Source organism: Streptomyces sp. NPDC051561, from assembly GCF_044454195.1.
GTDB lineage: Bacteria > Actinomycetota > Actinomycetes > Streptomycetales > Streptomycetaceae > Streptomyces.
Genome location: NZ_JBITDM010000004.1, coordinates 94860 through 117738 on the forward strand (window position 1 = coordinate 94860; position 22879 = coordinate 117738).

Annotated in this window: 18 protein-coding genes; 10 read left to right on the top strand and 8 right to left on the bottom strand. The window is 70.5% G+C overall.

The features are described from left to right. The first annotated feature begins 25 nt into the window (after positions 1 to 25). The 4 genes from ACIA73_RS11335 to ACIA73_RS11350 all read left to right on the top strand — a co-directional run bounded on the left by ACIA73_RS11335 (position 26) and on the right by ACIA73_RS11350 (position 4657). Positions 26 to 1009: a DUF6457 domain-containing protein gene (locus tag ACIA73_RS11335; protein WP_399438578.1), complete on the top strand. Its 984-nt coding sequence runs from the start codon at positions 26 to 28 to the stop codon at positions 1007 to 1009. Next, positions 1006 to 2424 carry a molybdopterin molybdotransferase MoeA gene (locus tag ACIA73_RS11340; protein WP_399438157.1) on the top strand — a complete coding sequence of 473 codons (1419 nt, stop codon included), beginning with the start codon at positions 1006 to 1008 and terminating at the stop codon, positions 2422 to 2424. Before ACIA73_RS11335 ends, ACIA73_RS11340 begins: the two co-directional genes overlap by 4 nt. A 78-nt stretch (positions 2425 to 2502) precedes the next feature. Then, on the top strand, positions 2503 to 3600 hold the full coding sequence (locus ACIA73_RS11345; RefSeq protein WP_399438158.1) for a potassium channel family protein: 1098 nt from the start codon (positions 2503 to 2505) through the stop codon (positions 3598 to 3600). 76 nt (positions 3601 to 3676) lie between these two features. After that, on the top strand, positions 3677 to 4657 hold the full coding sequence (locus ACIA73_RS11350; protein ID WP_399438159.1) for an NAD(P)H-quinone oxidoreductase: 981 nt from the start codon (positions 3677 to 3679) through the stop codon (positions 4655 to 4657). A gap of 128 nt (positions 4658 to 4785) precedes the next feature. Here ACIA73_RS11350 and ACIA73_RS11355 read toward each other — a convergent pair whose 3' ends face one another. The 5 genes from ACIA73_RS11355 to ACIA73_RS11375 form a co-directional block, all read right to left on the bottom strand. Further along, complete coding sequence (locus tag ACIA73_RS11355) at positions 4786 to 5325, bottom strand: bacterial proteasome activator family protein (protein WP_399438161.1); 540 nt, start codon at positions 5323 to 5325, stop codon at positions 4786 to 4788. 112 nt (positions 5326 to 5437) lie between these two features. Beyond that, positions 5438 to 8314 carry an FtsX-like permease family protein gene (locus ACIA73_RS11360; protein WP_399438162.1) on the bottom strand — a complete coding sequence of 959 codons (2877 nt, stop codon included), beginning with the start codon at positions 8312 to 8314 and terminating at the stop codon, positions 5438 to 5440. Next, positions 8311 to 9129, bottom strand: coding sequence for an ABC transporter ATP-binding protein (locus ACIA73_RS11365; protein WP_399438163.1), 819 nt, complete (start codon positions 9127 to 9129; stop codon positions 8311 to 8313). Before ACIA73_RS11365 ends, ACIA73_RS11360 begins: the two co-directional genes overlap by 4 nt. 149 nt (positions 9130 to 9278) lie before the next feature. Next, positions 9279 to 9926 carry a PadR family transcriptional regulator gene (locus ACIA73_RS11370; protein ID WP_399438164.1) on the bottom strand — a complete coding sequence of 216 codons (648 nt, stop codon included), beginning with the start codon at positions 9924 to 9926 and terminating at the stop codon, positions 9279 to 9281. A gap of 792 nt (positions 9927 to 10718) precedes the next feature. After that, entirely contained in the window at positions 10719 to 12338 is a 1620-nt protein-coding gene (locus ACIA73_RS11375; protein ID WP_399438165.1) for a protein kinase, read from the bottom strand. 404 nt (positions 12339 to 12742) lie between these two features. Here ACIA73_RS11375 and ACIA73_RS11380 point away from each other — a divergent pair, with 404 nt between their 5' ends. Then, a complete protein-coding gene (locus ACIA73_RS11380; RefSeq protein WP_399438166.1) occupies positions 12743 to 14416 on the top strand; it encodes a protein kinase in 1674 nt (557 codons plus the stop codon). A 43-nt stretch (positions 14417 to 14459) separates the two neighbouring features. Here the strand turns inward: ACIA73_RS11380 and ACIA73_RS11385 are convergent, their stop codons facing one another. The 3 genes from ACIA73_RS11385 to ACIA73_RS11395 all read right to left on the bottom strand — a co-directional run bounded on the left by ACIA73_RS11385 (position 14460) and on the right by ACIA73_RS11395 (position 16746). Then, the gene (locus tag ACIA73_RS11385; protein ID WP_399438579.1) at positions 14460 to 15434 is read right to left on the bottom strand and encodes a phosphotransferase; all 975 of its coding nucleotides are present in this window, start codon (positions 15432 to 15434) and stop codon (positions 14460 to 14462) included. A 139-nt stretch (positions 15435 to 15573) separates the two neighbouring features. Continuing rightward, entirely contained in the window at positions 15574 to 15996 is a 423-nt protein-coding gene (locus ACIA73_RS11390) for a pyridoxamine 5'-phosphate oxidase family protein (RefSeq protein ID WP_399438167.1), read from the bottom strand. Positions 15997 to 16080: 84 nt separating this feature from the next. Then, positions 16081 to 16746, bottom strand: a complete 666-nt coding sequence (locus ACIA73_RS11395; protein ID WP_399438168.1) for a response regulator — start codon at positions 16744 to 16746, stop codon at positions 16081 to 16083. Positions 16747 to 17074: 328 nt separating this feature from the next. On the opposite strand from ACIA73_RS11395, the gene pdhA reads away from it, so the two are divergent. The 5 genes from pdhA to ACIA73_RS11420 all read left to right on the top strand — a co-directional run bounded on the left by pdhA (position 17075) and on the right by ACIA73_RS11420 (position 22816). After that, complete coding sequence (pdhA, locus tag ACIA73_RS11400; RefSeq protein ID WP_399438169.1) at positions 17075 to 18253, top strand: pyruvate dehydrogenase (acetyl-transferring) E1 component subunit alpha; 1179 nt, start codon at positions 17075 to 17077, stop codon at positions 18251 to 18253. A 5-nt stretch (positions 18254 to 18258) separates the two neighbouring features. Beyond that, the gene (locus tag ACIA73_RS11405) at positions 18259 to 19239 is read left to right on the top strand and encodes an alpha-ketoacid dehydrogenase subunit beta (RefSeq protein ID WP_399438170.1); all 981 of its coding nucleotides are present in this window, start codon (positions 18259 to 18261) and stop codon (positions 19237 to 19239) included. Positions 19240 to 19250: 11 nt separating this feature from the next. Further along, positions 19251 to 20756, top strand: coding sequence for a dihydrolipoamide acetyltransferase family protein (locus ACIA73_RS11410; RefSeq protein WP_399438171.1), 1506 nt, complete (start codon positions 19251 to 19253; stop codon positions 20754 to 20756). A 117-nt stretch (positions 20757 to 20873) separates the two neighbouring features. Then, complete coding sequence (locus tag ACIA73_RS11415; RefSeq protein WP_399438172.1) at positions 20874 to 21515, top strand: GntR family transcriptional regulator; 642 nt, start codon at positions 20874 to 20876, stop codon at positions 21513 to 21515. Then, a complete protein-coding gene (locus ACIA73_RS11420) occupies positions 21512 to 22816 on the top strand; it encodes a nitrate/nitrite transporter (RefSeq protein WP_399438174.1) in 1305 nt (434 codons plus the stop codon). Before ACIA73_RS11415 ends, ACIA73_RS11420 begins: the two co-directional genes overlap by 4 nt. Positions 22817 to 22879 lie beyond the last annotated feature (63 nt).

Below are 22879 nucleotides of genomic sequence, written 5' to 3' on the forward strand. Positions count from 1 at the left end.
GTACATACTTCGGTGCATGAGTGCGATGAGTGCCCCGAGTGCTGCTGCGTATGACGCCGTCGTGCTGGCCGGAGGCGCCGGACGCCGCCTCGGCGGGGCGGACAAGGCGGCTGTCCCGGTGGGCGGACGAACCCTGCTCGACCGGGTACTGACGGCCTGTGACGGGGCCGGGACGACCGTGATCGTCGGGGGCCACCGCGCCACCGCGCGCCCCGTGACCTGGGCGCGCGAGGAACCGCCGGGCGGTGGCCCGCTGGCCGCACTCGAAGCCGGAGTGCGGAAGACCCGGGCCGAACTCGTCGTGGTGCTCTCGGTCGACCTGCCATTCGTCGACCGGGCGACCGTGGCAGCTCTCGTACGTGCGCTGGAATCGTCGGCCCCGGACGCGAAGCGCTCCCTGCCACCGGCCCCGGACGCGAAGTCCTTTCCGTCGCCGGCCCCGGAGCCGCCGGCAGACGCGCGCGGGGCGGGCCGTGAGACGGAGGGAGCACTCCTCGTCGATCCGGGCGGCCGCGACCAGCCGCTGGTCGCCGTCTACCGGGCGGAGTCCCTGCGCCGCGAACTCGGCCTGCTGGCAACGGAGTACGGGTCTCTCACCGGGCTGCCGCTCCGGCTTCTCACCGCCACACTCGCCCTCGTCCGCGTCGCCACGGCCGCTCCCCTCGCCTCGTTCGACTGCGACACCTGGGAGGACATCGCGACGGCCCGCGCCCGCATCAGGGAGCATGGGCACGTGCTGGATGAATGGATCACCGCAGTCAAGGACGAACTCGGTGTCGATCTCGACGTCGACATCCCCCTCCTCCTCGACCTCGCGCGCGACGCCGCGCACGGCGTCGCCCGACCCGCAGCTCCCCTGACGACCTTCCTGGTCGGGTACGCGGCCGGACGGGCCCGGAGCGAGGGCCCGCAGGCCGTCGCCGAAGCCGTCCACAAGGCCACCGCCCTGGCCGCCCGCTGGGTTGCGGAAACGCAGGACACCGACACCTCCCAGGCAGGTCCCGCATGAGCGCCGACCACGAGATCGAAGGCATCGACCAGGCCCTGGCCCTGGTCAGCCGCGAGCAGCGCGCCGTACCGGCCCCGAGCACGGGGCAGAACACCGCGCAGGGCACCGCACCGACAGGCCCCTCCTACGGCTCCTCCGCACCCTCCGCAGAGGCAGCAGCCCCGGCCGATCCCACTGCCGCCCCCGATCCCCACCCCGAAGCCAGCTCCTGGGAAGCTGCCCGCGCCGCCGCCGCTCACGCCGGCCGCAACGCCCCGGCACGCCCCCGCCGCGTACCCCTGGAACAGGCACTCGGGCAGGTGCTCACCGAGCCGCTGGGAGCCCTCACCGACCTGCCCTCCTTCGACACCTCCGCCATGGACGGCTGGGCCGTGGCAGGACCGGGCCCCTGGTCCTTCCATGAGGGCGTCGGCATCCTCGCGGGCCACGCCACCGCCGAACCCCTGGCCGACGGCGAGGCGGTCCGGATCGCCACCGGCGCCCGGATCCCCACCGAGGCGACCGCCGTGATCCGCAGCGAGCACGCCCGCGTGGATGACGCCAAGCTCCGGCTGCACGCCTGCCGCGAAGTGATCCCCGGCCAGGACATCCGTCCGCGCGGCCAGGAGTGCCGCACCGGCGACCTGTTGCTGTCCGCCGGGTCCGTGGTCACCCCGGCGGTGCTCGGTCTCGCCGCAGCAGCGGGGTACGACGAACTGCTGACGATCCCCCGCCCCACGGTCGAAGTGCTCGTTCTGGGCGACGAGTTGCTGACCAAGGGGCTTCCCAAGGACGGCATGGTCCGGGACGCGCTCGGCCCGCTGCTTGCCCCCTGGCTCCGGGCGCTGGGCGCCGAGGTCCTCGACACCCGCTGCCTGGGCGACGACCCGAAGGCACTGCGCAAGGCGATCCTCGGCTCCGAGGCCGACGTGATCGTTACCACCGGCGGCACGGCCGCGGGCCCCGTCGACCACGTCAGGCCGTTCCTCACCGAGGCCCGGGCGACCGGCGCCGAACTCCTTGTGGACGGCGTCGAGGTCCGCCCCGGCCACCCCATGCTGCTGGCCCGTCTCACCCCCGACACCCACCTGGTGGGGCTTCCCGGCAACCCCCTGGCCGCCGTCTCCGGCCTGCTCACCCTGGCCGAACCGCTGCTGCGCACCCTCGCGCACCGCGCGGTCCGCGAGGCGTACCGCGCCCCGGTGCGCGACGAGATTCCCGGCCACCCGGTCTCCACCCGGCTCGTGCCGATCACTCACCGCGTCGATTCACGGACGGGCGCCGAGCACGCCGTACCGCTGCACTACAACGGTCCCGCGATGCTTCGCGGGGTCGCGTCGGCCGACGGTCTCGCCGTCGTACCGCCAGGCGGCGCACGGGCCGGGGACGTGCTGGAGATCCTCGACCTGCCCTGGGCAGAAGGATGTTTCACGTGAAACGCCACCAACGAAGCCGTGATGAAGGATGTTTCACGTGAAACAGCGCCGACGACGCCCCAGTGAAGGATTTTTCACGTGAAACTGCCCGGCGATGACGCCATGGCCAGAGCGGCCGACGAGCATCTGAACACCGCCCCGGTGAAGCTTCCCAAGCAGGTGGTCGAGCGACCTCTGCGGCAGGTCGGCAAGCGGCTGATGATGGCGATGGTGGTGCTCGGGGTGACCGTGCTGATTGTCTGGTTCGACAGGGCCGGCTATCACGACAACTCCGACGGCGGCGTGGATCTCCTGGATTCCGTCTACTACGCGACCGTCACCCTCTCCACCACCGGTTACGGCGACATCGTTCCGTACAGCGACAGCGCGCGGCTCACCAATGTGCTGCTCGTGACGCCGCTGCGCGTGCTTTTCCTCATCATCCTGGTCGGCACCACTCTCGAAGTCCTCACCGAGCGGACGCGGGAAGAGTTCCGGCTGAATCGCTGGAGGTCCCAGTTGCGAGACCACACCGTCCTCATCGGGTACGGCACGAAGGGCAGGTCTGCGATGCAGACCCTCTTCGCCACCGGCCTGAAGAAGGAACAGATCGTCGTCGTCGACCCGAGCTTCAAGGTCATCGAGACGGCCAACGCCGAGGGGATCACCGGGGTGGTCGGCGACGCCACCCGCAGCGACGTACTGCTGCGGGCCGAACTTCAGCGTGCCCGGCAGATCGTCATTGCCACCCAGCGCGACGACACCGCGGTCCTGGTCACCCTCACCGCCCGCCAGCTCAACCGCGGCGCGAAGATCGTCGCCGCGGTCCGCGAGGAGGAGAACGCCCCGCTGCTGCGCCAGTCGGGTGCGGACGCCGTGATCACCAGCGCCAGCGCGGCGGGCCGCCTGCTCGGCCTTTCGGTGCTCAGCCCGAGCGCCGGCACGGTGATGGAGGACCTGATCCAGCAGGGCAGCGGCCTCGACCTGATCGAGCGGCCGGTCATAAAGAGCGAGGTCGGCAAGAACGTCCGGGAGACCGACGACCTGGTGGTGAGCGTGCTGCGCGGCCACCGGCTGCTCGGTTACGACGACCCCAAGGCGAGCCCGCTCCAGATCACCGACCGGGTGATCGCGATCGTCCGGGCGTCGTCGAGCTCCGACGGGGACGACAGCGTACGGCTCACCTCGGCGGAATAGGTACCACTTCGACAGTCCGCCGCCGGTCCGGGGGCTCTTCGGACTGATCACCGGCACCGGGGGTAGTTTCGTGGCCATGCATGCGATCACGATCCCTGAACCCGGTGGCCCCGAGGCACTCGTCTGGGCGGAGGTCCCCGACCCCGTCCCGAACGAGGGCGAGGTGCTCGTCGAGGTCGCCGCGAGCGCGGTCAACCGCGCCGACCTCCTCCAGCGCCAGGGCTTCTACGAACCGCCGCCCGGCGCCTCCCGCTACCCCGGCCTGGAGTGCTCCGGCCGCATCGTGGCGCTCGGCGCCGGGGTGCACGGCTGGGCGGTCGGCGACGAGGTGTGTGCGCTGCTCTCCGGCGGCGGATACGCCCAGAAGGTCGCCGTACCGGCTGGACAGCTGATGCCGGTGCCCGACGGGGTGGACCTGGTGACGGCGGCGTCGCTGCCCGAGGTGACGGCCACTGTCTGGTCAAACGTCTTCATGATCGCTCACATGCGTGCCGGCGAGACGCTGCTGGTGCACGGCGGCGCCAGCGGTATCGGCACCATGGCGATCCAGCTGGCCAAGGCGATCGGCGCCCGGGTCGCCGTCACGGCGGGCGGCCCGGAGAAGCTGGCGCGCTGCGAGGAACTGGGCGCGGACATCCTGATCGACTACCGCGAACAGGACTTCGTGCAGGAGCTGCGCAAGGCCACCGACGGCAAGGGCGCGGACGTCATCCTCGACATCATCGGCGCCAAGTACCTGGACCAGAACGTGAAGGCGCTGGCCACCAGCGGCCGGCTGGCGATCATCGGCCTCCAGGGCGGGGTGAAGGGCGAGCTCAACCTCAACGCACTGCTGCGCAAGCGTGCCGCGATCACCGCGACCTCGCTTCGCGGGCGCCCGCTGGGTGAGAAGGCGGCCATCGTGGCGGCCGTGCGGGAGCACGTCTGGCCGATGATCGCGGCGGGCCGGGTGCGTCCGGTGGTCGACCGGGTCTTCCCGATGGACCAGGCGTCCGAGGGTCACAAGGCGCTGGACGAGGGCAGTCACGTGGGCAAGATCCTGCTCACCACCGGCTGACCGGCACCGCACAGCAGTTGGCCCCGGTTCCCGCCGCACCTGCGGCGGGAACCGGGGCCAACTGCTGTGCGGCCCTGCTCACCGACCACGGCCCGCATCCCGCGTGCCGCCCACCGGGTCGCGTACGCCTACAGGTACGGCCCGCCCGTGCGGGCGGCCTGGTGTCCGTCGTCCTCGTCGTCCTCGTGCGAGGTGCCGGGCGGCAGCGCCCGCCGCATCTGTTCCAGCTGGGCGCGGGCCGCCATCTGCTGGGCGAAGAGCGCGGTCTGGATGCCGTGGAAGAGACCTTCGAGCCAGCCCACCAACTGGGCCTGGGCGATGCGCAGTTCCGCCTCGGAGGGGATGGCCTCCTCGGTGAACGGCAGCGAAAGCCGCTCCAGTTCCTCGACGAGCTCGGGGGCGAGACCGTCCTCCAGCTCCTTCACCGAGCTGGCGTGAATGTTCTTGAGCCGTACCCGGCTCGCCTCGTCCAGGGGAGCCGCGCGGACTTCCTCCAGGAGTTGCTTGATCATGCTGCCGATCCGCATGACCTTCGCGGGCTGTTCGACCATGTCCGTCACAGGCACCTCGCGCGACTCGTCGTCACCGCCGCCGAGCGCCATTCCGTCCTGTCCGACGACCAGGACCTGGGGGCTCTCCTGCGACCGTTCACTCCTCGGCATCTCCATGCCGACATTCTCTCGTACACGTGCTTCACAAGTGGGTGTGCCCCCGCACAAAGGTGATCCACCTTCGTGCGGGGGCACAGCTTCCCCAGTGCGCCGGGGCAGGCGGCCGGGATCAGGCCTCCGCGCGACGGGCCAGCGCACCCCGGGAGCGGGTGACCAGCGCCGCGAGGAGAGCCGCACCCAGCGGTACGGCGACCAGGAGGGCGGCCAGGGTCTCCCACGGGATCACCACGGCCAGCTCGGCAACCTGCTCGCCGGCGTCCCAGCCCTGGTCGAGGGCCTCCTGGTGGTTGGCGGCGGACTGCCGCTGCTGGGCGAAGATCAGCCCGACCGCGGGCAGCACACCCGCCGCCGAACCCAGGACCACCCCCATCAGGGCGACCGTTCCGCACTGGAACCCGCTGAGGGCGCGACGCACCCGTGGCGGAGCGCCGACCGCGGAGAGGGTCTTCAGATCGGCTTCCGCATCGGCCTGGGCGAGCCCGGTGGCGATGCCGGCCGCGCCGATGGTGATCAGCCCGGCGAACACGGCCAGGGCCAGCATCACGATGTTGTTCTTGCTGGTGTACCCGGCCTCGATGACCGGGCCGCCACCCATGACGCCCGTCTTGAGACCGATCTTGTCGTAGGCCGCGGTCAGCGCCTGCGTCTGCTCGGTGCTGGGCAGCGCGGACGTCGAGAAGAGCACGCCGTAGGGAACGGTGGTGAATCCGGCGGACCGGGCGAGCGACGGCGGCACCAGCACCTCCATGCCGAACGGGTTGACGCTCGGCGGCGCCTGGTACACCGGCAGCTGCCGCACCTCACCGGGTGAGTCCTTGCCCTCGGACATCGCGGTGTCGGCCTTGTCGCGGTCGGTGACGAGGCGGAGGCCGGTCTTGCCGTCCACCACATTGGCCCGGTTGAAGGAGACGGCCTTGCCCTGGGCGAGGGCGGCGGCCACACCGGGGTCGGTGATATCGAGCGCCTTCAGCACCTTCTCGTCGCCGATGGTGACCCCGTAGGAGCTGGGTGCGGTGCCGCCCGGGTGGGGGGACTTGCAGCGCCAGTCCGCGGCCAGCTTGCGCCGCTCGGCGACGGGGAACCTCTCGGGGCCCTGGGGGCCGTCGAACAGCGGGCAGCGGTTGGCCTTCGGGACGACGACCTCGACGATGCCGCACTTCTTGTCGTCGTTGTACTCGGTGCAGTTCTTGCTGCCGACGACGATGCGCCGCACTTCGGCGAGCGCGTCGAGTGAGAGGTTCGTCTGCACCGCCGAGCGGATCGCGGGCACATCGCGCCCGCCCCCCTCGTCGGTGACCGCGTGACCACTGCCGTACGGAAGCTGCGCCTGGTAGTTGGCGCGGTTCTGGGCGTCCTGGCTCGCGGCGTACGTCGCCACCGCGACCGTTCCGGCGACGGCGGCCAGCACCGCGGCGACGGCGGGCGCCGTACGCCCCCGGTTGCGCACCGCGTCGCGCAGCGCGAGCCGCGGCGAGAGCGGCAGCCAGCCGCCGATCCGGCCGAACGCTCCGACCAGCACCGGTGTCAGCGCCACCACACCCAGTTCGGCGATTGCGCTACCGCCCGCGATCAGGAGGTAGTTGTCGCTGGCCATCGACCCGTACAGGGCTATCGCCGCACCGATGGTGACGGCGATCAGGCCGATCACCGGCAGCACCCGGCTGGTGCGGCGCACCCCGCGCCGACCGGTGAGCGAGGCCAGTACGGACTGCCGGGAGGCGGTGATCGCGGGCACGATCGCGGCCAGCAGTCCCGTGAGCACGGCGATCAGACCGATTCCGAGCAGCTCCAGCGGGCGCAGGGTGAAGGTGCCGAACCGCTCGCCCAGGACCCCTTCGAGGACCGGCTGCAATGCCAGGGTCAGCACGATGCCGAGGACGGTGCCGACGAGGGCCGCCACCACACCGATGACCAGTCCGCCGGAGAGCACGATGGCCCGGATGTGCCGGCGGTCGCCACCATTGGCGCCGACCAGGCCGAGCTGGCGGCGCGAGCGGCGGGCGCCGACCGCGAAGGCGGGCCCTGCCAGCAGGCAGATCTCCAGGAGGGCCAGGACGACGATGGTCGCGGCGATGGTCAGCATTTCGTTGGTCTTGTCACGGTCGTCGCCGTCGGGGAGCCCGTTCCTCTTGAAGTACGGGACCTCGGAGTCCGGCGGCGGCGAGAGGATCGCGGCCCGGGAAGTGACCTCGACGCCCTTGGCGTTGGCCGCCTTGACCATGTTCCACGTGAAACCTTCGCCGCCGACGGAGGCGAAGTACGAGGTGCTGCCGCCGACGGCGGGCAGCCCCTCCTTCTGCAGCGCCTTGTCCAGCGGTGCGAGGAAGGTCCCCGGCAGGGCGGTGATCTGGTCAGTATTCAGGCTGCTGGGCAGCTCGTAGGAGCCGACCAGGGTGAACTTGGTGTCGAGCGAGCGGGCGGAGACGGTGTCGCCGACCTTCAGCCCGCCGGCCTCCAGGAAGTGGTCGGTCGCGGCGACCTCGCCGGCCTTCTCGGGGAAGCGCCCGCCGGTCAGCTCGAAGGCACCCGCCGCCATCGGGTCGGTGGCCTTGATCTCACGGACCTCGGTGTCGAGCAGGCCGTGCGTGGTGCGCAGCCGGGCCGTCGCCTTGGTGTCGGTGAGGATCTTGGTGCCCGCCGGGACGGCCTTGGAGAGGTCGGCCTTGCCCTCCGGCATGGGCTTGTTGTTGTACGCGTCGTAGCCCACGGCCGGCTCGGCGCCCTGGTAGCGCGGGTCCGGGGGCTGGATGACGGCCAGGCCGCCCCAGCCGGTGTCGGTCAACTTGGCGTCGGCCGCGCCCAGTTCACGGGTGAGCTTCTGCTCTGCGGTCAGCTGGGCGCTGCGCAGGGTGACATCGATGGCGCTGACGCCGATGATCGGCACCGCGATCATGGCGAGGACCAGGATGCTGCGGCCCTTGGAGCGCCAGGCGTCGCGGCGGGCTATGCGGATCGCCGCGAGCCAGGAGTGGTACCAACCGGTCACTTCGCGCCCGCCTGACCGGTGGAGCCGAAGCCGGAGTCGAACCCGGAGTCGAAGGAACCGGCACCCGTGGTGCTCGCCGCGAGCAGCGACTCGGCGTCGCTGCGCATGGTCTCGTCCACCACGGAGCCGTCGCGCAGGAAGACCACCCGGTCCGCCCAGGCAGCGAAGCGCGGCTCGTGGGTGACCAGGATGCCGGCCGCGCCCGCGTCGCAGCGTGCCCGGAGCAGCGCGAGCACGGACTCGCCTGTCTCGGAGTCCAGGGCGCCGGTGGGCTCGTCGGCGAGGACCAGACGGCGGTCACCGACCAGGGCGCGAGCGATGGCCACCCGCTGTTGCTGGCCGCCGGACATCTCGTCCGGGAAGCGGTCGGCGAGGTGGCCGAGGTCCATCTCCTCCAGCGCGGCGAGGGCGAAGACACGGGCCTTGCGGGCGGACATCCCGTCCAGCTCGCGGGGCAGGGCGACGTTCTCGGCGGCGGTCAGCGCCGGGATGAGGTTGTAGTCCTGGAAGACGTAACCGATGCTGCGGCGGCGCAGCGCGGCGAGCGCCTTGCGGCTGATCTGCGTGGTGTCGGTGCCCTCGACGATGACCCGGCCCGAGGTCGGGTTGTCGAGGCCGCCCGCGATGGTGAGCAGGGTCGACTTGCCGGAGCCGGAGGGACCCATCACGGCGACGAGTTCACCGGGGAAGACGGAGAGGTTGACGCCGCGCAGGGCGTGCACCTCGGTGGCGCCGCTGCCGTGCACACGGGTCAGCTGCTCCAGCTGCAGCACGGGCTGCTGTGACGCATGGGGCTGATGGGACTGGTCGGGCATGGGTGTGGGTCCCCCCTGGAAGGGCCGCGTCGGCACGGGGTGCGGAGCGGCTGGTCGTACGGAAGTCGGAGTCTTGCGGGCGGCCGGCTGGGCGTACGGAAGCCGGAAGCCGGAGTCCTGCGGGCTGCGGGTGGTCGGCGGCCGAGGGCTCAGCGTCGGCCGGGGCGCACCCGAGCGGTGGCGTCGGCAGTGGCGGCTGCCGAGGTGTCGGCCTGGGGCACAGGGGCTCGCCGCACGGCCGTCGCGGAGAGCCTCACCAGCCGGGACTCGGAGTGGTCGAGCCAGCGCGCCTCGGCCTCGGTCTGGAAGATCAGCTGCTCCAGGACGAGCAGCCATGCCACGTCGTCGCGCCCCCGGCCGGTGTCCCGGACGCTGCTGGACTCGACCGCGATCAGGGCCTGCGCCTTGAGCCGGGTGTAGTCCTGCATCGCCTTCAGGGTGGCGTGCCGCTGGGCCTGGATGACGGCCTGGATGTCGACACCGGGTGCGCCGATGGCCATGGCGAGCTTGATGGCGAGCTCGTCGCGGGGCGGGCTGGTGCGGTCGACGGGACGCTCGAACCACTGGCGCAGTTCCTCGCGGCCGGTGTCGGTGATCGCGTACAGCGGGTGTCCCGCGTCGTCGTCGCCGTCCGGGGCGACCATGCCGTCGCGCTCCAGACGGCTGAGCGTCGTATAGACCTGACCGACGTTCAGCGGCCAGGTGGCGCCGGTGCGGGACTCGAATTCGGTACGCAGCTGGGAACCGTACCGGGGGCCCTGTTCAAGCAGGGCGAGAAGCCCGTGGCGGATCGACATACTCAGTATCTATACCGAGTATGCTCCTGCTGGCAAGCCTGGATCCGGGAGGCCTACGACTTCACTGGCGACGCAGTCGCATCCCGAGGAACCCCAGTCCCAGCCCGACCAGCACGATTCCGGCCCCCAGTGACACCGGTCTGAAACCGAGCGGTTCGGGGTCAGCAGTAGCCTGCCGAAAGCGCCCCTGAGCAGGGGTTTTGGGTGCGGCGCTGGGGGTGGTCGGACGGCTGGCCGCAGGACGGCGCGGGGGCTGCGGAACGTACACCTGAACCGGCTGTACCGCTTCCGGTTCAGGTGCGCGACCGGGCCGGATCCGCCCGGCCCCGGCCTGCCGCCCGGCGAGACGGTTACCGTGCGCCCGCGGGTCGGGATCAGCCCTCGGCGCGACGCCCAGGGCGCGAGAGCCCCCGTGCGGCGAGGATTCCACGACGTACTCGACTGATGCGGAAGCCCCGACAGACGTGGAAGTTCCCACAGACGCGGAAGCCCCGACTGACGCGGAAGCGAAGGGGACGCACCACATCAGACACCACAGCAAGGCAGCCGCCGACACGGCGACGAACCTCGCACGGAGCCTGGGAATCATGGGCGACCGCCTCCCGTCCGGTACCGCAGAGCCATTACGACTCAGCGTCACATACCGCTACAGAACGGGCATCCGGGCCGACGCATACGGAACCCCGGCGCGACGCACAAGAGCGGTCCGGCACCCCCGAGGGTGTACCGGACCGCTCTTCGAGAACGCAGCCGAGAGGAAGCACGAAAAGGGCCCGCAGCCAGGGCCCCCGGCTACTGCGCCGGGTTGCCCGTCGAGACCTGCAGCTCGAACTTGGTCGTCTTCGGGTCGACCGCGTTGCCGGAAGGCGGGTACTGGTTGATGACCGTCTCCTGACCCCACTGGTTCTCGTCGACCTCCTTGACCTCGTAGCGCCAGCCCTGCGCCGTGAGGCAGTCCTTCACGGAGCGGATATTCTTGTAGACGAAGTCGGGCGCCTTGATCTTGGACGGGTCGAGGTCGTCCTCGTCCGGGTTGGTGCACTTGGTCTTGTCGATGGTCTTCGCCATGTCGGGCCCCTTGAAGCCCTCCTTCTGCCCGGTCGTCTGGCCGCCGCCCTCGGTCTTCGGCTCCTCGGTGGGCAGGAGGGCGTAGACCACGCCGCCGATGGCGATCAGCGCCGCCGCGATCGCGCCGACGACCAGCAGGTTGTTCTTCTTCGCGGGCGGCGTGCTCCCCTGACCCGCCGTCATCGGCTGCGCGGTGTACGGCGCCGGGGCGGGCGTCGCGTACCCGCCCTGGTGCGGATAGCCGTAGGCGGCCGACGGTGCGGGTGCCGGGGTGGGCATCGGCGCCGGGGTCGCGGGGCCGTACGGGCTCGGGCCCGGTGTCTGCGGCTGGTACGGCGTCTGCACGCTGCCGGGCTGCGCGTAGCCGGACTGGTCGACCGGCGGGAAGACCGCAGAGCCGACGCCCGAGCCGCTGCCCTGGGCGGGACCGCTGCCCGGCACGATCATCGGTGCGGCACCCGGCTGGACCGTGGAGAGCACCCGCGCGCACTCGTCGGCCATCGCGGCGGCGCTGGGGAAGCGCTCGTTCGGGTTCTTCTTCAGCGCGCGGGCGACGAGCGCGTCGATGGCCGGCGGAATCGTCCGGTTGATGGAGGACGGAGCGACCGGCTCCTCCTGGACGTGTGCGTACGCTATGGCCAGCGGCGAGTCCGCCTCGAACGGCAGCCGCCCGGTGAGCAGTTGGAACAGCATGATGCCGACCGAGTACAGGTCGGAGCGGGCGTCCACGCCACGGCCCAGCGCCTGCTCGGGCGAGAGGTACTGCGGGGTGCCGACGACCATGCCGGTCTGGGTCATGGAGGTCACGCCGGACTGCATGGCGCGGGCGATGCCGAAGTCCATGACCTTGACCACATTGCGCTTGGTCATCATCACGTTGCCGGGCTTGATGTCGCGGTGCACCAGGCCCATCTCGTGACTGGTCTCCAGCGCCGCAAGCACGTCCGAGGTGATCTTCAGCGCCTTGTCGGCGGGCATCGCGCCGTGGGCGTTGATGTCGGCCTGGAGCACCGAGCCGAGCGGCTGGCCCTCGACGTACTCCATGACGATGTACGGCATCTGGGCGCCGCCGAGGTCGTCCTCGCCGGTGTCGAAGACCGAGACGATATTGGTGTGCGAGAGCTTGGCGACGGCCTGGGCCTCACGGCGGAAGCGCTCGCGGAAAGCAGCTTCGCGCCCCAGTTCCGTGTGCAATGTCTTGATCGCGACCTGGCGGTCCAGCGCCGAGTCGTAGGCCAGATAGACGGAGGCCATTCCGCCTTCGCCGAGCAGGTCGCGGAGCTGGTACCGACCACCTGCCACCGAACCGCCCGCGTACCGGCCCTGCGTGCCGTCCTGGCTCATGACTGTGCATCCCCCTCGGCGCGGTGGTTCCGCGTCAGTCCATTGTTCTGGTGCATGCGTGGTGCTGAAGCGATGCGCGTCACGGTGTCCGCGTACCGAGACAATCCGCGATCATCCCTCATTACCGGCCAAGTCTGCCCGAGGGGCAGGAGACGTCAAGCGAGGTGCCCGTTCCGTGACCGTACGCGCAAGGAACGGTCGCGGAAGCGTTATCCGGCAGTGCCCGAAGGGCGGGTAATTTGCACGGGTACAGGCGCAACGGTTTTGATGGCAGGTCCATCTCGGCGCAGGGGCGCCCCGTACAAGGCTGTAGCGTGACGTGGCGGAGAACCATGTGGACCACCGTGATCCGGGCGCAGGCCGAGAGGCCCCCGGGTGCGGACAGATGATGACGGCGAGGACTGATGGCACCCGAACCCGAGGACACCGGCGGTGGAGTGTCTGACCTGCCGGAATCGTTCGGTATGGGCGGACTTGTCGGCGATGGCCGTTACCGGCTGACGCACCGTCTCGGCAGAGGCGGCATGGCGGAGGTCTTCGCGGCCGAGGACGTACGTCTGGGACGTACCGTCGCCGTGAAGCTGCTGCGCTCCGACCTCGCCGAAGACCCGGTCTCCAAGGCCCGTTTCACGCGTGAGGCGCAGTCGGTCGCGGGGCTCAACCACCATGCCGTGGTCGCCGTGTACGACTCGGGCGAGGACCGCATCAACGGCAATCTCGTGCCGTACATCGTGATGGAGCTCGTCGAGGGCAACACCATCCGTGACCTGCTGCTCAACGCGGAAGCGCCGGGCCCGGAGCAGGCGCTGATCATCGTCTCCGGCGTGCTCGAAGCGCTCGCGTACAGCCACCAGCACGGCATCGTGCACCGTGACATCAAGCCCGCGAACGTGATCATCACGCACACCGGCGCCGTCAAGGTCATGGACTTCGGCATCGCCCGCGCCCTGCACGGCGTGCAGTCGACGATGACGCAGACCGGCATGGTCATGGGCACCCCGCAGTACCTCTCCCCCGAGCAGGCGCTCGGCAAGGCCGTCGACCACCGCTCCGACCTCTACGCGACCGGTTGTCTGCTGTACGAACTGCTGGCGCTGCGGCCTCCGTTCATGGGCGAGACGCCGCTGTCGGTGGTCTACCAGCACGTACAGGACCTTCCGGTTCCGCCCTCCGAGATGTCGGACGTGGCGCCTCCGGAGCTCGACGGGCTGGCCATGCGCGCCCTCGCCAAGGACCCGGACGACCGGTTCCAGAGCGCGGAGGAGATGCGCGGTCTGGTCCAGTACGGCCTCCAGATGCTCCAGCAGCAGGGCAGCCACACCGGAACCTGGAACACCGGTCCCGTCGACATGCACGAGAGCGGCTACACCCCGGCGCACGGGATGGCCGCGACGACCGCCGCGATGGGGCACCCGCAGCACGGGGACACCTCGCAGTTCCGGCCCAATGGCGCGATGCTGCCGCCGCAGAACCCGAACGACGGCTCGTACGACGACGGTTACGACGACGGCGGTGGCACCAGCCGCGCCAAGATGTGGGTCTTCGCGATCCTGGCGATCCTCGCCATCGCGGGCGGTGTGGCGTACGCCGTGAACCAGATGAACGACTCGGGCGGCAAGCTGAAGCCCGAGCCCACGGTCTCCAGCAACCCGTCCTCCCCGTCCGAGGGCACCCCCACGCCCACCGAGGACGACGAGACGCCCGGCGACACCGAGGGCAACACGGACGGCAACACCGACAACGGCACCGTGACCGGCGGCACTGTGACCGGCGGCAACCAGCCGACCAAGGAAACCTCCAAGCCGCCGACCAACAAGCCGCCGACCGGCAAGCCCACCACCAACCCCACGCTCCCGACCAAGCCCCCGACGAGCGACCCGGCCAACGGCGGCTCGGGAACGAACCCCGGCACCGACCCGGGTACGGATCCCGGTACGGACCCGGGCACGGACCCCGGCACTGACCCGGGCACTGACCCGGCGCCGGACCCCGGCACGGACCCGGTCGGCGGCGCAGGAACTCCGGGCGGAGCCGGCGACCCGGGTACGAACCCCGCGGCGGGCGGCACCACCGCGTAGTCCCGGGCCGCTCACCCGGCGGCCCGGGCTTCAGGGCCCCCGCTCACCCCGCGAAGGCGTCCAGCACCGCCTCGTACTCCTTGGTCCACCAGACCGCCAGGGCCGACGCCGCAGGAAACTGCGGGTCGGCCCTTCGGTCGTGCAGCTGGTAGCGCCAGCGCAGTATCCAGAAGTCGTTCAGCCGCTCCCACCACACCCGGTGCACGGCGGCGGCCAGTTCGGCCTCCCCCACACCCGCCGAGCGCCGGTAGGCGCGTGCGTACGCGCGGGCCTTGTCCAGCTCCAGCTCACCGTCCGGGCGTACGAAGAAGATGGCGGCCGCACGTACCGCCTCCTCGGCGCGGGGCTGCACGGCGAGCCGGTCCCAGTCGACGATGGCGGCGGGCTCGGCGCCCCGGTAGAGCAGGTTCAGCGGGTGGAAGTCGCCGTGCACCCACCCGGGACTCGGCTCGGCGCCCGGCGCGGGACGGCGGTGGGCGTGCCGCTCCAGCAGGGTGCGCCGCTCCAGGAGGCGGTGTTCGGCCAGTACGTCGAAGGGGTCCCGGGGGCGTGGCCGACGGGCCAGCAACAGCAGTTCCTCGATCGTCTCGAAGCTGTCGCGCGGATCCGCGCTGTCGTGCCCGCCGTCGAGTCCGGCGGCCGACTCCATGACCTGGTCCAGCAGGGTGTGCACGACACCGAGCAGCGAGCCGAGGTGCAGCGACTCGGCCTCGGTGAGCTGTGCGCCGTCGCGGTGCCGGCCGTCGATCCAGGGGTGCAGGGCGTAGCAGCGGCCGCCGATCACGGCCACCGTGTCGCCGTCGGCGTCCTCGACGGGCGGGGCGACGGGCACACCGAGTTCCTTGAGGCGCTGGGTGGCGCGGTGCTGGCGGGCGATCAGGGCGGGGTCGCCGTCCAGGTGGTGCTTGAGGAAGAACTGGCCACGGGTGGTGGCCAACCGGAAGCCACGGTTCAGGAGGCCCTCGGTGACCCGTTCGCAGGAAAGGGCCTCGCCCAGGGCGGCGTACCGGCGCAGCAGCTGTCCGACCGGCGGCGCGGTTCCGGAGGGCGGGACCGCCGCAAGGGGCGGTTCCTGCGTGACTTCGTGGGCCGGTGCGGGGGCGGGTGCAGATGAGCGCGGCACCCGTCAGATGTTAGATCACCCCGGCCGCGTGGTGTTACACAGCGTGCTGGAGCAGTCGCTCGCGGAATCCGCTGAGGGTGTGGACCAGGAAGAACTGGGGGTCGATCCGCATGTGGACCGGCTCGAACGGCTCACCCTCGACCTCGGCGGGACCGGGGCCGAACAGGGCGGACTCCTCGGCGGTCGGCTCGATGACCCGGGCCTCGCCGGTGGCCTGGACGGACCACAGCCGGTCGGACCCGGAGTTGAAGTTGTCGGTCTCGTAGGCGACCACGCTGCCGTTGCAGGCCTGGTGGTAGCCGTAGCCGGCGTGCATCCGGAGCAGGAGCGCGCCGTCGTCGGTGACGACATGACGGGCGACCGCCAGGAACGGCAGCGCACGCATGCTGGTCGCGACCCTGCCGTACGGCACGGAGGTCAGCAGCTCGATGGCGCGGAGGCTGTCGGAGTGGGGCATGCATTCACTCTGCGCCATGCGCCGGGCGCACCAAAAGAGACCTAGGTCCCGAGAAGTTTTGCGAAGTTCCTGATCAGGGGCCCCTCAGCGGCGCTGTTCCTCCGCCTGAAGCCGGGCCACATAGGCGGCGGCCTGGGAGCGGCGTTCCATGCCGAGCTTGGAGAGCAGGCTGGAGACGTAGTTCTTGATGGTCTTCTCGGCGAGGTGCAGCCGTTCGCCGATCACCCGGTTGGTCAGACCCTCGCCGATCAGATCGAGGATCTTCCGCTCCTGGTCGGTGAGGTTGGCCAGGCGCTGGTCGCCCTTGGCGTTGTTGCCGGCCCGCAGCCGCTCCAGGACGCGGGCGGTGGCCACCGGGTCGAGCAGGGATTTGCCCGCCGCCACGTCCCGTACCGCCGAGAGCAGCTCACTGCCGCGGATCGCCTTGAGCACATATCCGGACGCACCAGCCATGATCGCGTCGAAAAGGGCCTCGTCGTCCGCGAAAGACGTGAGCATCAGACATTTGATGTCCTCGTTCTGTGAACGGACTTCGCGGCAGACCTCCACACCGCTGCCATCGGGCAGCCGGACATCGAGAACGGCGACGTCGGGACGGGTCGCAGGGATCCTGACCAGGGCATCTGCCGCCGTGCCGGCTTCTCCGACGACCTCGATGTCCTCCTCGACGGAGAGCAATTCATGGACGCCCCGCCTGACGACTTCGTGGTCATCGACGAGGAAAACGGTGATTTTGCCTGATTCGCGCACGGCGCCATCCTCACACACGAACTCTTCCCGTGCCCGAGGTGACCGGGATAACGTGCCCCTGTCCCGGCGGCCTGCAAGGCTCTGACCAGTGGTTGTTCCCGCATTCCTCGGTTTACTTGGAAATCCAAGCAAAATCGCAGGTCAAATGGGGTTTCGCAGTTATGCGAAGCACTGGGTAACGTGCTTGAGAGCAGGGTGCTCGCCGGGGCACCTGTCACGCCTTGTCCCGGCCGAGCCGCACCCACCCCGTGCGCGGGTCCGGGCACAGGGCGAGCCGCACTGGTTTCCCGGCAGACCCCGGGGGCCGGACCGACGGAGGAGCACGCACGTGACCGTGGAGAGCACTGCCGCGCGTAAACCGCGACGCAGCAGCGGAGCAGGCACCAAGCGCGCCAGCGCCAAGAAGCCCTCGCCGCAGGCCCAGTCGCAGACGCCCGACGAGCCGCAGCTGATCCAGCTGCTGACGCCCGAGGGCGAGCGCATCGAGCACCCGGACTACTCGATCGACCTGTCCGCGGACGAACTGCGCGGGCTGTACCGGGACATGGTCCTGACCCGGCGCTTCGACGCCGAGGCGACCTCACTGCAGCGTCAGGGCGAGCTGGGGCTGTGGGCCTCGCTGCTCGGCCAGGAGGCCGCACAGATCGGTTCCGGCCGCGCACTGCGCGACGACGACTACGTCTTCCCGACCTACCGCGAGCACGGCGTCGCCTGGTGCCGCGGGGTCGACCCGACGAACCTGCTCGGCATGTTCCGCGGCGTCAACCACGGTGGCTGGGACCCCAGCACCAACAACTTCCACCTGTACACGATCGTCATCGGCTCGCAGACCCTGCACGCCACCGGCTACGCCATGGGCGTCGCCAAGGACGGTGCGGACTCGGCCGTGATCGCGTACTTCGGTGACGGCGCGTCCTCGCAGGGCGACGTCGCCGAATCGTTCACCTTCTCCGCGGTCTACAACGCCCCGGTGGTCTTCTTCTGCCAGAACAACCAGTGGGCGATCTCCGAGCCCACCGAGAAGCAGATGCGGGTGCCGCTCTACCAGCGCGCCCAGGGCTTCGGCTTCCCCGGCGTCCGGGTCGACGGCAATGACGTGCTGGCCTGCATGGCGGTCACCAAGGCCGCGCTGGAGCGGGCCCGGCGCGGCGAGGGCCCGATGCTGATCGAGGCGTTCACCTACCGGATGGGCGCGCACACCACCACCGACGACCCGACGCGTTACCGGGCCGACGAGGAGCGCGAGGCGTGGGAGGCGAAGGACCCGATCCTGCGCGTCCGCACCTATCTGGAGAAGGAGGGTCTGGCGGACGCCGCCTTCTTCGAGGAGATGGAGGTCGAGAGCGAGGCCCTCGGCAAGCGGGTCCGTGAGGTCGTGCGCTCGATGCCCGACCCCGGCACCATGGCGATCTTCGAGAACGTCTACGCGGACGGGCACGCGCTCGTCGACGAGGAGCGCGCGCAGTTCGCCGCCTACCAGGCGTCGTTCGCCGAGGAGGGCGAGTAACCACCATGGCTGTTCAGAAACTTCCGATCGCCCGCGCGATCAACGCCTCCCTTCGCACCGCGATGGAGAACGACCCCAAGGTCCTGGTCATGGGCGAGGACGTCGGTCAGCTCGGCGGCGTCTTCCGGGTCACCGACGGCCTGTTCAAGGACTTCGGCGAGAGCCGGGTCATCGACACCCCGCTCGCCGAGTCCGGCATCGTCGGCACCGCGATCGGCCTGGCCCTGCGGGGCTACCGGCCCGTGGTGGAGATCCAGTTCGACGGCTTCGTCTTCCCGGCGTACGACCAGATCGTCACCCAGCTCGCGAAGATGCACGCCCGCTCGCTCGGCAAGATCAAGCTGCCGGTCGTCATCCGCATTCCGTACGGCGGCGGCATCGGCGCGGTGGAGCACCACAGCGAGTCGCCCGAGGCGCTGTTCGCGCACGTCGCGGGCCTCAAGGTGGTCTCGCCTTCCAACGCGACCGACGCGTACTGGATGATGCAGCAGGCCATTCAGGGCGACGACCCGGTGATCTACTTCGAGCCGAAGCGGCGCTACTGGGACAAGGACGAGGTCGACCTCGAACTGATCCCCGCACCGCTGCACCAGGCCCGCACCGTCCGCGAGGGCAGTGACCTGACGCTGGTGGCGTACGGCCCGATGGTCAAGGTGTGCGTGGAGGCCGCCGCGGCGGCAGCCGAGGAGGGCAAGTCGGTCGAGGTCGTGGACCTGCGGTCGATGTCCCCGATCGACTTCGACTCCATCCAGGCCTCGGTGGAGAAGACCCGCAGGCTGGTCGTTGTGCACGAGGCGCCGGTCTTCTACGGTGCGGGCGCGGAGATCGCCGCCCGGATCACCGAGCGGTGCTTCTACCACCTGGAGGCTCCGGTGCTCAGGGTCGGCGGCTACCACGCCCCCTACCCGCCGGCCCGCCTGGAGGAGGAGTACCTCCCCGGTCTGGACCGGGTACTCGACGCCGTCGACCGCTCGCTCGCGTACTAAGGGGCCGACCCATGACCACAGACATCGCTGCTCGCTACCGCGAGTTCAAGCTGCCCGACGTGGGCGAGGGCCTCACCGAGGCCGAGATCCTGAAGTGGTACGTCCAGCCCGGTGACACCGTCACCGACGGCCAGGTCGTGTGCGAGATCGAGACCGCGAAGGCGGCCGTCGAACTGCCCATCCCGTACGACGGTGTGGTGCACGAGCTGCGCTTCGAAGAGGGTGTGACGGTCGACGTCGGCACCCCGATCATCACGATCGACGTGGCACCGGGGACTCCCGCCGAGGCTCCGGCCGCGGCGGCTCCGGCTCCCGCGCCGGCCGCCGAAGAGGCCGCCGACGCGCCCAAGGGCCGTCAGCCGGTCCTGGTCGGGTACGGCGTCTCCGAGGCGTCCACCAAGCGGCGGGCCCGCAAGTCCGAGCAGCCCGCGCCCGAGAAGGCGGCCTACGCGGCCTCCGTGCAGGCGGAGTTGAACGGCACCTCGGTCGCCGCTCAGCCGGTCGCGCCCCAGCCGGTGGCCGCTCAGCCGGTCGCTGCTCAGCCGGTCACGCCTCAGCCCGTCGCCGGGGAGCGTCCGCTGGCCAAGCCGCCGGTGCGCAAACTGGCCAAGGACCTGGGGATCGATCTGGCGACGGTGACGCCGACGGGTCCGGGCGGGGTCGTGACGCGGGAGGACGTGCACGCGGCCGCTGCTCCGGCTCCGGTCGCTCCGACCGCTCCGTCCGTGGAGCCGGTTGTTTCACGTGAAACGGCCACCGTCGGCGATGTTTCACGTGAAACGGTGGGATCCGCCGGGGCACAGGTCCCGGCTGGCCCGCGCGAAACACGCATCCCGATCAAGGGTGTCCGCAAGGCGATCGCCTCCGCGATGGTGAACAGCGCGTTCACCGCCCCGCACGTCACCGAGTTCATCACGATCGACGTGACGCGCACCATGAAGCTCGTGGCGGAGCTCAAGGAGGACAAGGACATGGCGGGGGTGCGGGTCAACCCGCTGCTGCTCATCGCCAAGGCCCTCCTGGTCGCCATCAAGCGCAACCCGGCCGTCAACGCGGCCTGGGACGAGGCGAACCAGGAGATCGTGCAGAAGGAGTACGTGAACCTGGGCATCGCCGCGGCCACCCCGCGCGGTCTGATCGTCCCGAACATCAAGGACGCCCAGGCCAAGACCCTGCCCGAACTGGCTGCGGCGCTGGGTGAGTTGGTGTCCACCGCCCGCGAGGGCAAGACCTCGCCGGCCGCCATGCAGAACGGCACGGTGACTATCACCAACGTCGGCGTCTTCGGCGTCGACACCGGTACGCCGATCCTCAACCCGGGCGAGTCCGCGATCCTCGCGGTCGGTGCGATCAAGCTCCAGCCCTGGGTCCACAAGGGCAAGGTCAAGGCCCGCCAGGTCACCACCCTCGCGCTCTCCTTCGACCACCGCCTGGTCGACGGCGAGCTGGGCTCCAGGGTCCTCGCCGACACCGCGGCGATACTGGAACACCCCAAGCGCCTGATCACCTGGGCGTAGTCAGCCGCAGTAGTCAGCCGCAGTGGTCAGCCACAGCGGTCAGTCACATCGGAAGGGGCCCGTCCGCGATGCGGACGGGCCTTCTTCTTGTACCCCTGTTGTATCTATGCTGTGCGCATGCCTGCTGCACCCCCCGCCGCCGAACGTGTCTACGACCACATCAAGAGGGGCGTCCTCGATCGCAGTTACGAGGGCGGAACGCTCCTCACCGAGGGCCATCTCGCCGAAGCCGTGGGGGTGTCGCGCACCCCGGTCCGCGAGGCCCTGCTGCGTCTTGAGGTGGAAGGGCTGATCAAGCTCTACCCGAAGAAGGGCGCCCTGGTGCTGGCCGTCTCCGCGCAGGAGATCGCGGATGTGGTCGAGACCCGGTTGCTCGTCGAGGAGTTCGCCGTACGCAAGGCCGTACCGGCGTCGCCGCATCTGATCGCCCGCCTGGAGGGGCTGCTCGCCGAGCAGCAGCGGCGCGCGCTGGCCGGGGACCTTGCCGAGGTCGCCGTCACCGACCGCTGCTTCCACGCGGAGATCGTGCGCAACGCGGGCAACCAGATCCTGTCCCGGCTCTACGACCAGATGCGCGACCGGCAGCTGCGGATGGGCGTCGCCGTGATGGAGGCCCACCCGGACCGCATCGCGCTCAACATCACTGAGCACGCCGAGATGCTGGACGCCATCAGGGCCGGCGACGCGGATGCCGCGGCCGCCTGTGTGCACCGCCATGTAAGCCGGGTCAAGGTGCTGGTCAGGGGTGATGACCGGTGAGCAGGTCGGCAGCCAAGCGTCTGCACGGGGACCCTCCGGGAGGGCGCCGTGCCCTCGCCGTCTGGGGCGTCGGCGTCGCCGTCTACTTCGTCGCGGTCACCTTCCGCACCAGCCTGGGCGTCGCGGGGCTGGACGCCGCCGACCGCTTCGAGGTCAACGCCTCGGCGCTGTCCACCTTCTCGATACTCCAGCTGCTGGTGTACGCGGGCATGCAGATACCCGTCGGCCTGCTGGTCGACCGGCTCGGCACCAAGAAGGTGCTGCTGATCGGGGCGGTGCTGTTCACCGTGGGCCAGGTGGGTTTCGCGCTGTCGCCGACGTACGGCACCGCGCTCGCCTCGCGGGCACTGCTGGGCTGCGGCGACGCGATGACGTTCATCAGTGTGCTGCGGCTGGGCTCGCGGTGGTTCCCGGCCCGGCAGGGGCCGATGATCGCGCAGGTCGCGGCGCTGTTCGGGATGGCCGGGAACCTGGTGTCCACGCTGGTCATCGCGCGTTCCCTGCACGGGGTCGGGTGGACGGCGACGTTCCTGGGCAGTGCGGCGGCCGGGGTGGCCGTGCTGGTGCTGGTGCTCGTCTTCCTCAAGGACCACCCCGAGGGGTTCGCGCCGCCGCCCGCGCCGCGTGCCGGTCCGTCCTTCGTGCGGCAGCAGATCGCGGCGGCCTGGCGGGAGCCGGGGACGCGGCTGGGGATGTGGGTGCACTTCACCACGCAGTTCCCGGCGATGGTCTTCCTGCTGCTGTGGGGGATGCCGTTCCTGGTCGAGGCGCAGGGGATGTCGCGGGCCGCGGCCGGTGAGCTGTTGACGCTGGTGGTGCTGTCCAACATGGCGATCGGGCTGGTCTACGGGCAGGTGATCGCGCGGCACCATGCGGCGCGGGTGCCGTTGGCGCTGGGCACGGTCGGGGCGACGGCGGTGATGTGGGGCGCGGTGATCTCGTACCCCGGGGAGCATGTGCCGGGGTGGCTGCTGGTGGTGCTGTGCGTGGTGCTGGGGGCCTGTGGCCCGGCGTCGATGATCGGGTTCGACTTCGCACGGCCGGCCAATCCGCCGGAGCGGCAGGGGACGGCCTCGGGAATCGTGAACATGGGGGGCTTTGTCGCCTCCATGACCACGCTGTTCGCGGTGGGGGTGCTGCTCGACGCCACCGGGGACAACTACCGGATCGCGTTCGCCTCGGTGTTCGTCCTTGAGGCGGTGGGGCTGGTGCAGATCCTGCGGCTGCGGACCCGGACCGCCCGCCGGGAGCGGGACCACCTGGTGGCGAGCCGGGTGGAGGCGGTGCACGTACCGGCGTAACCGCCGCCCACGCCCCGGCCATCGGCGTAACCGCCGCCCACGCCCCGGCTGTCCGCTGTTTCC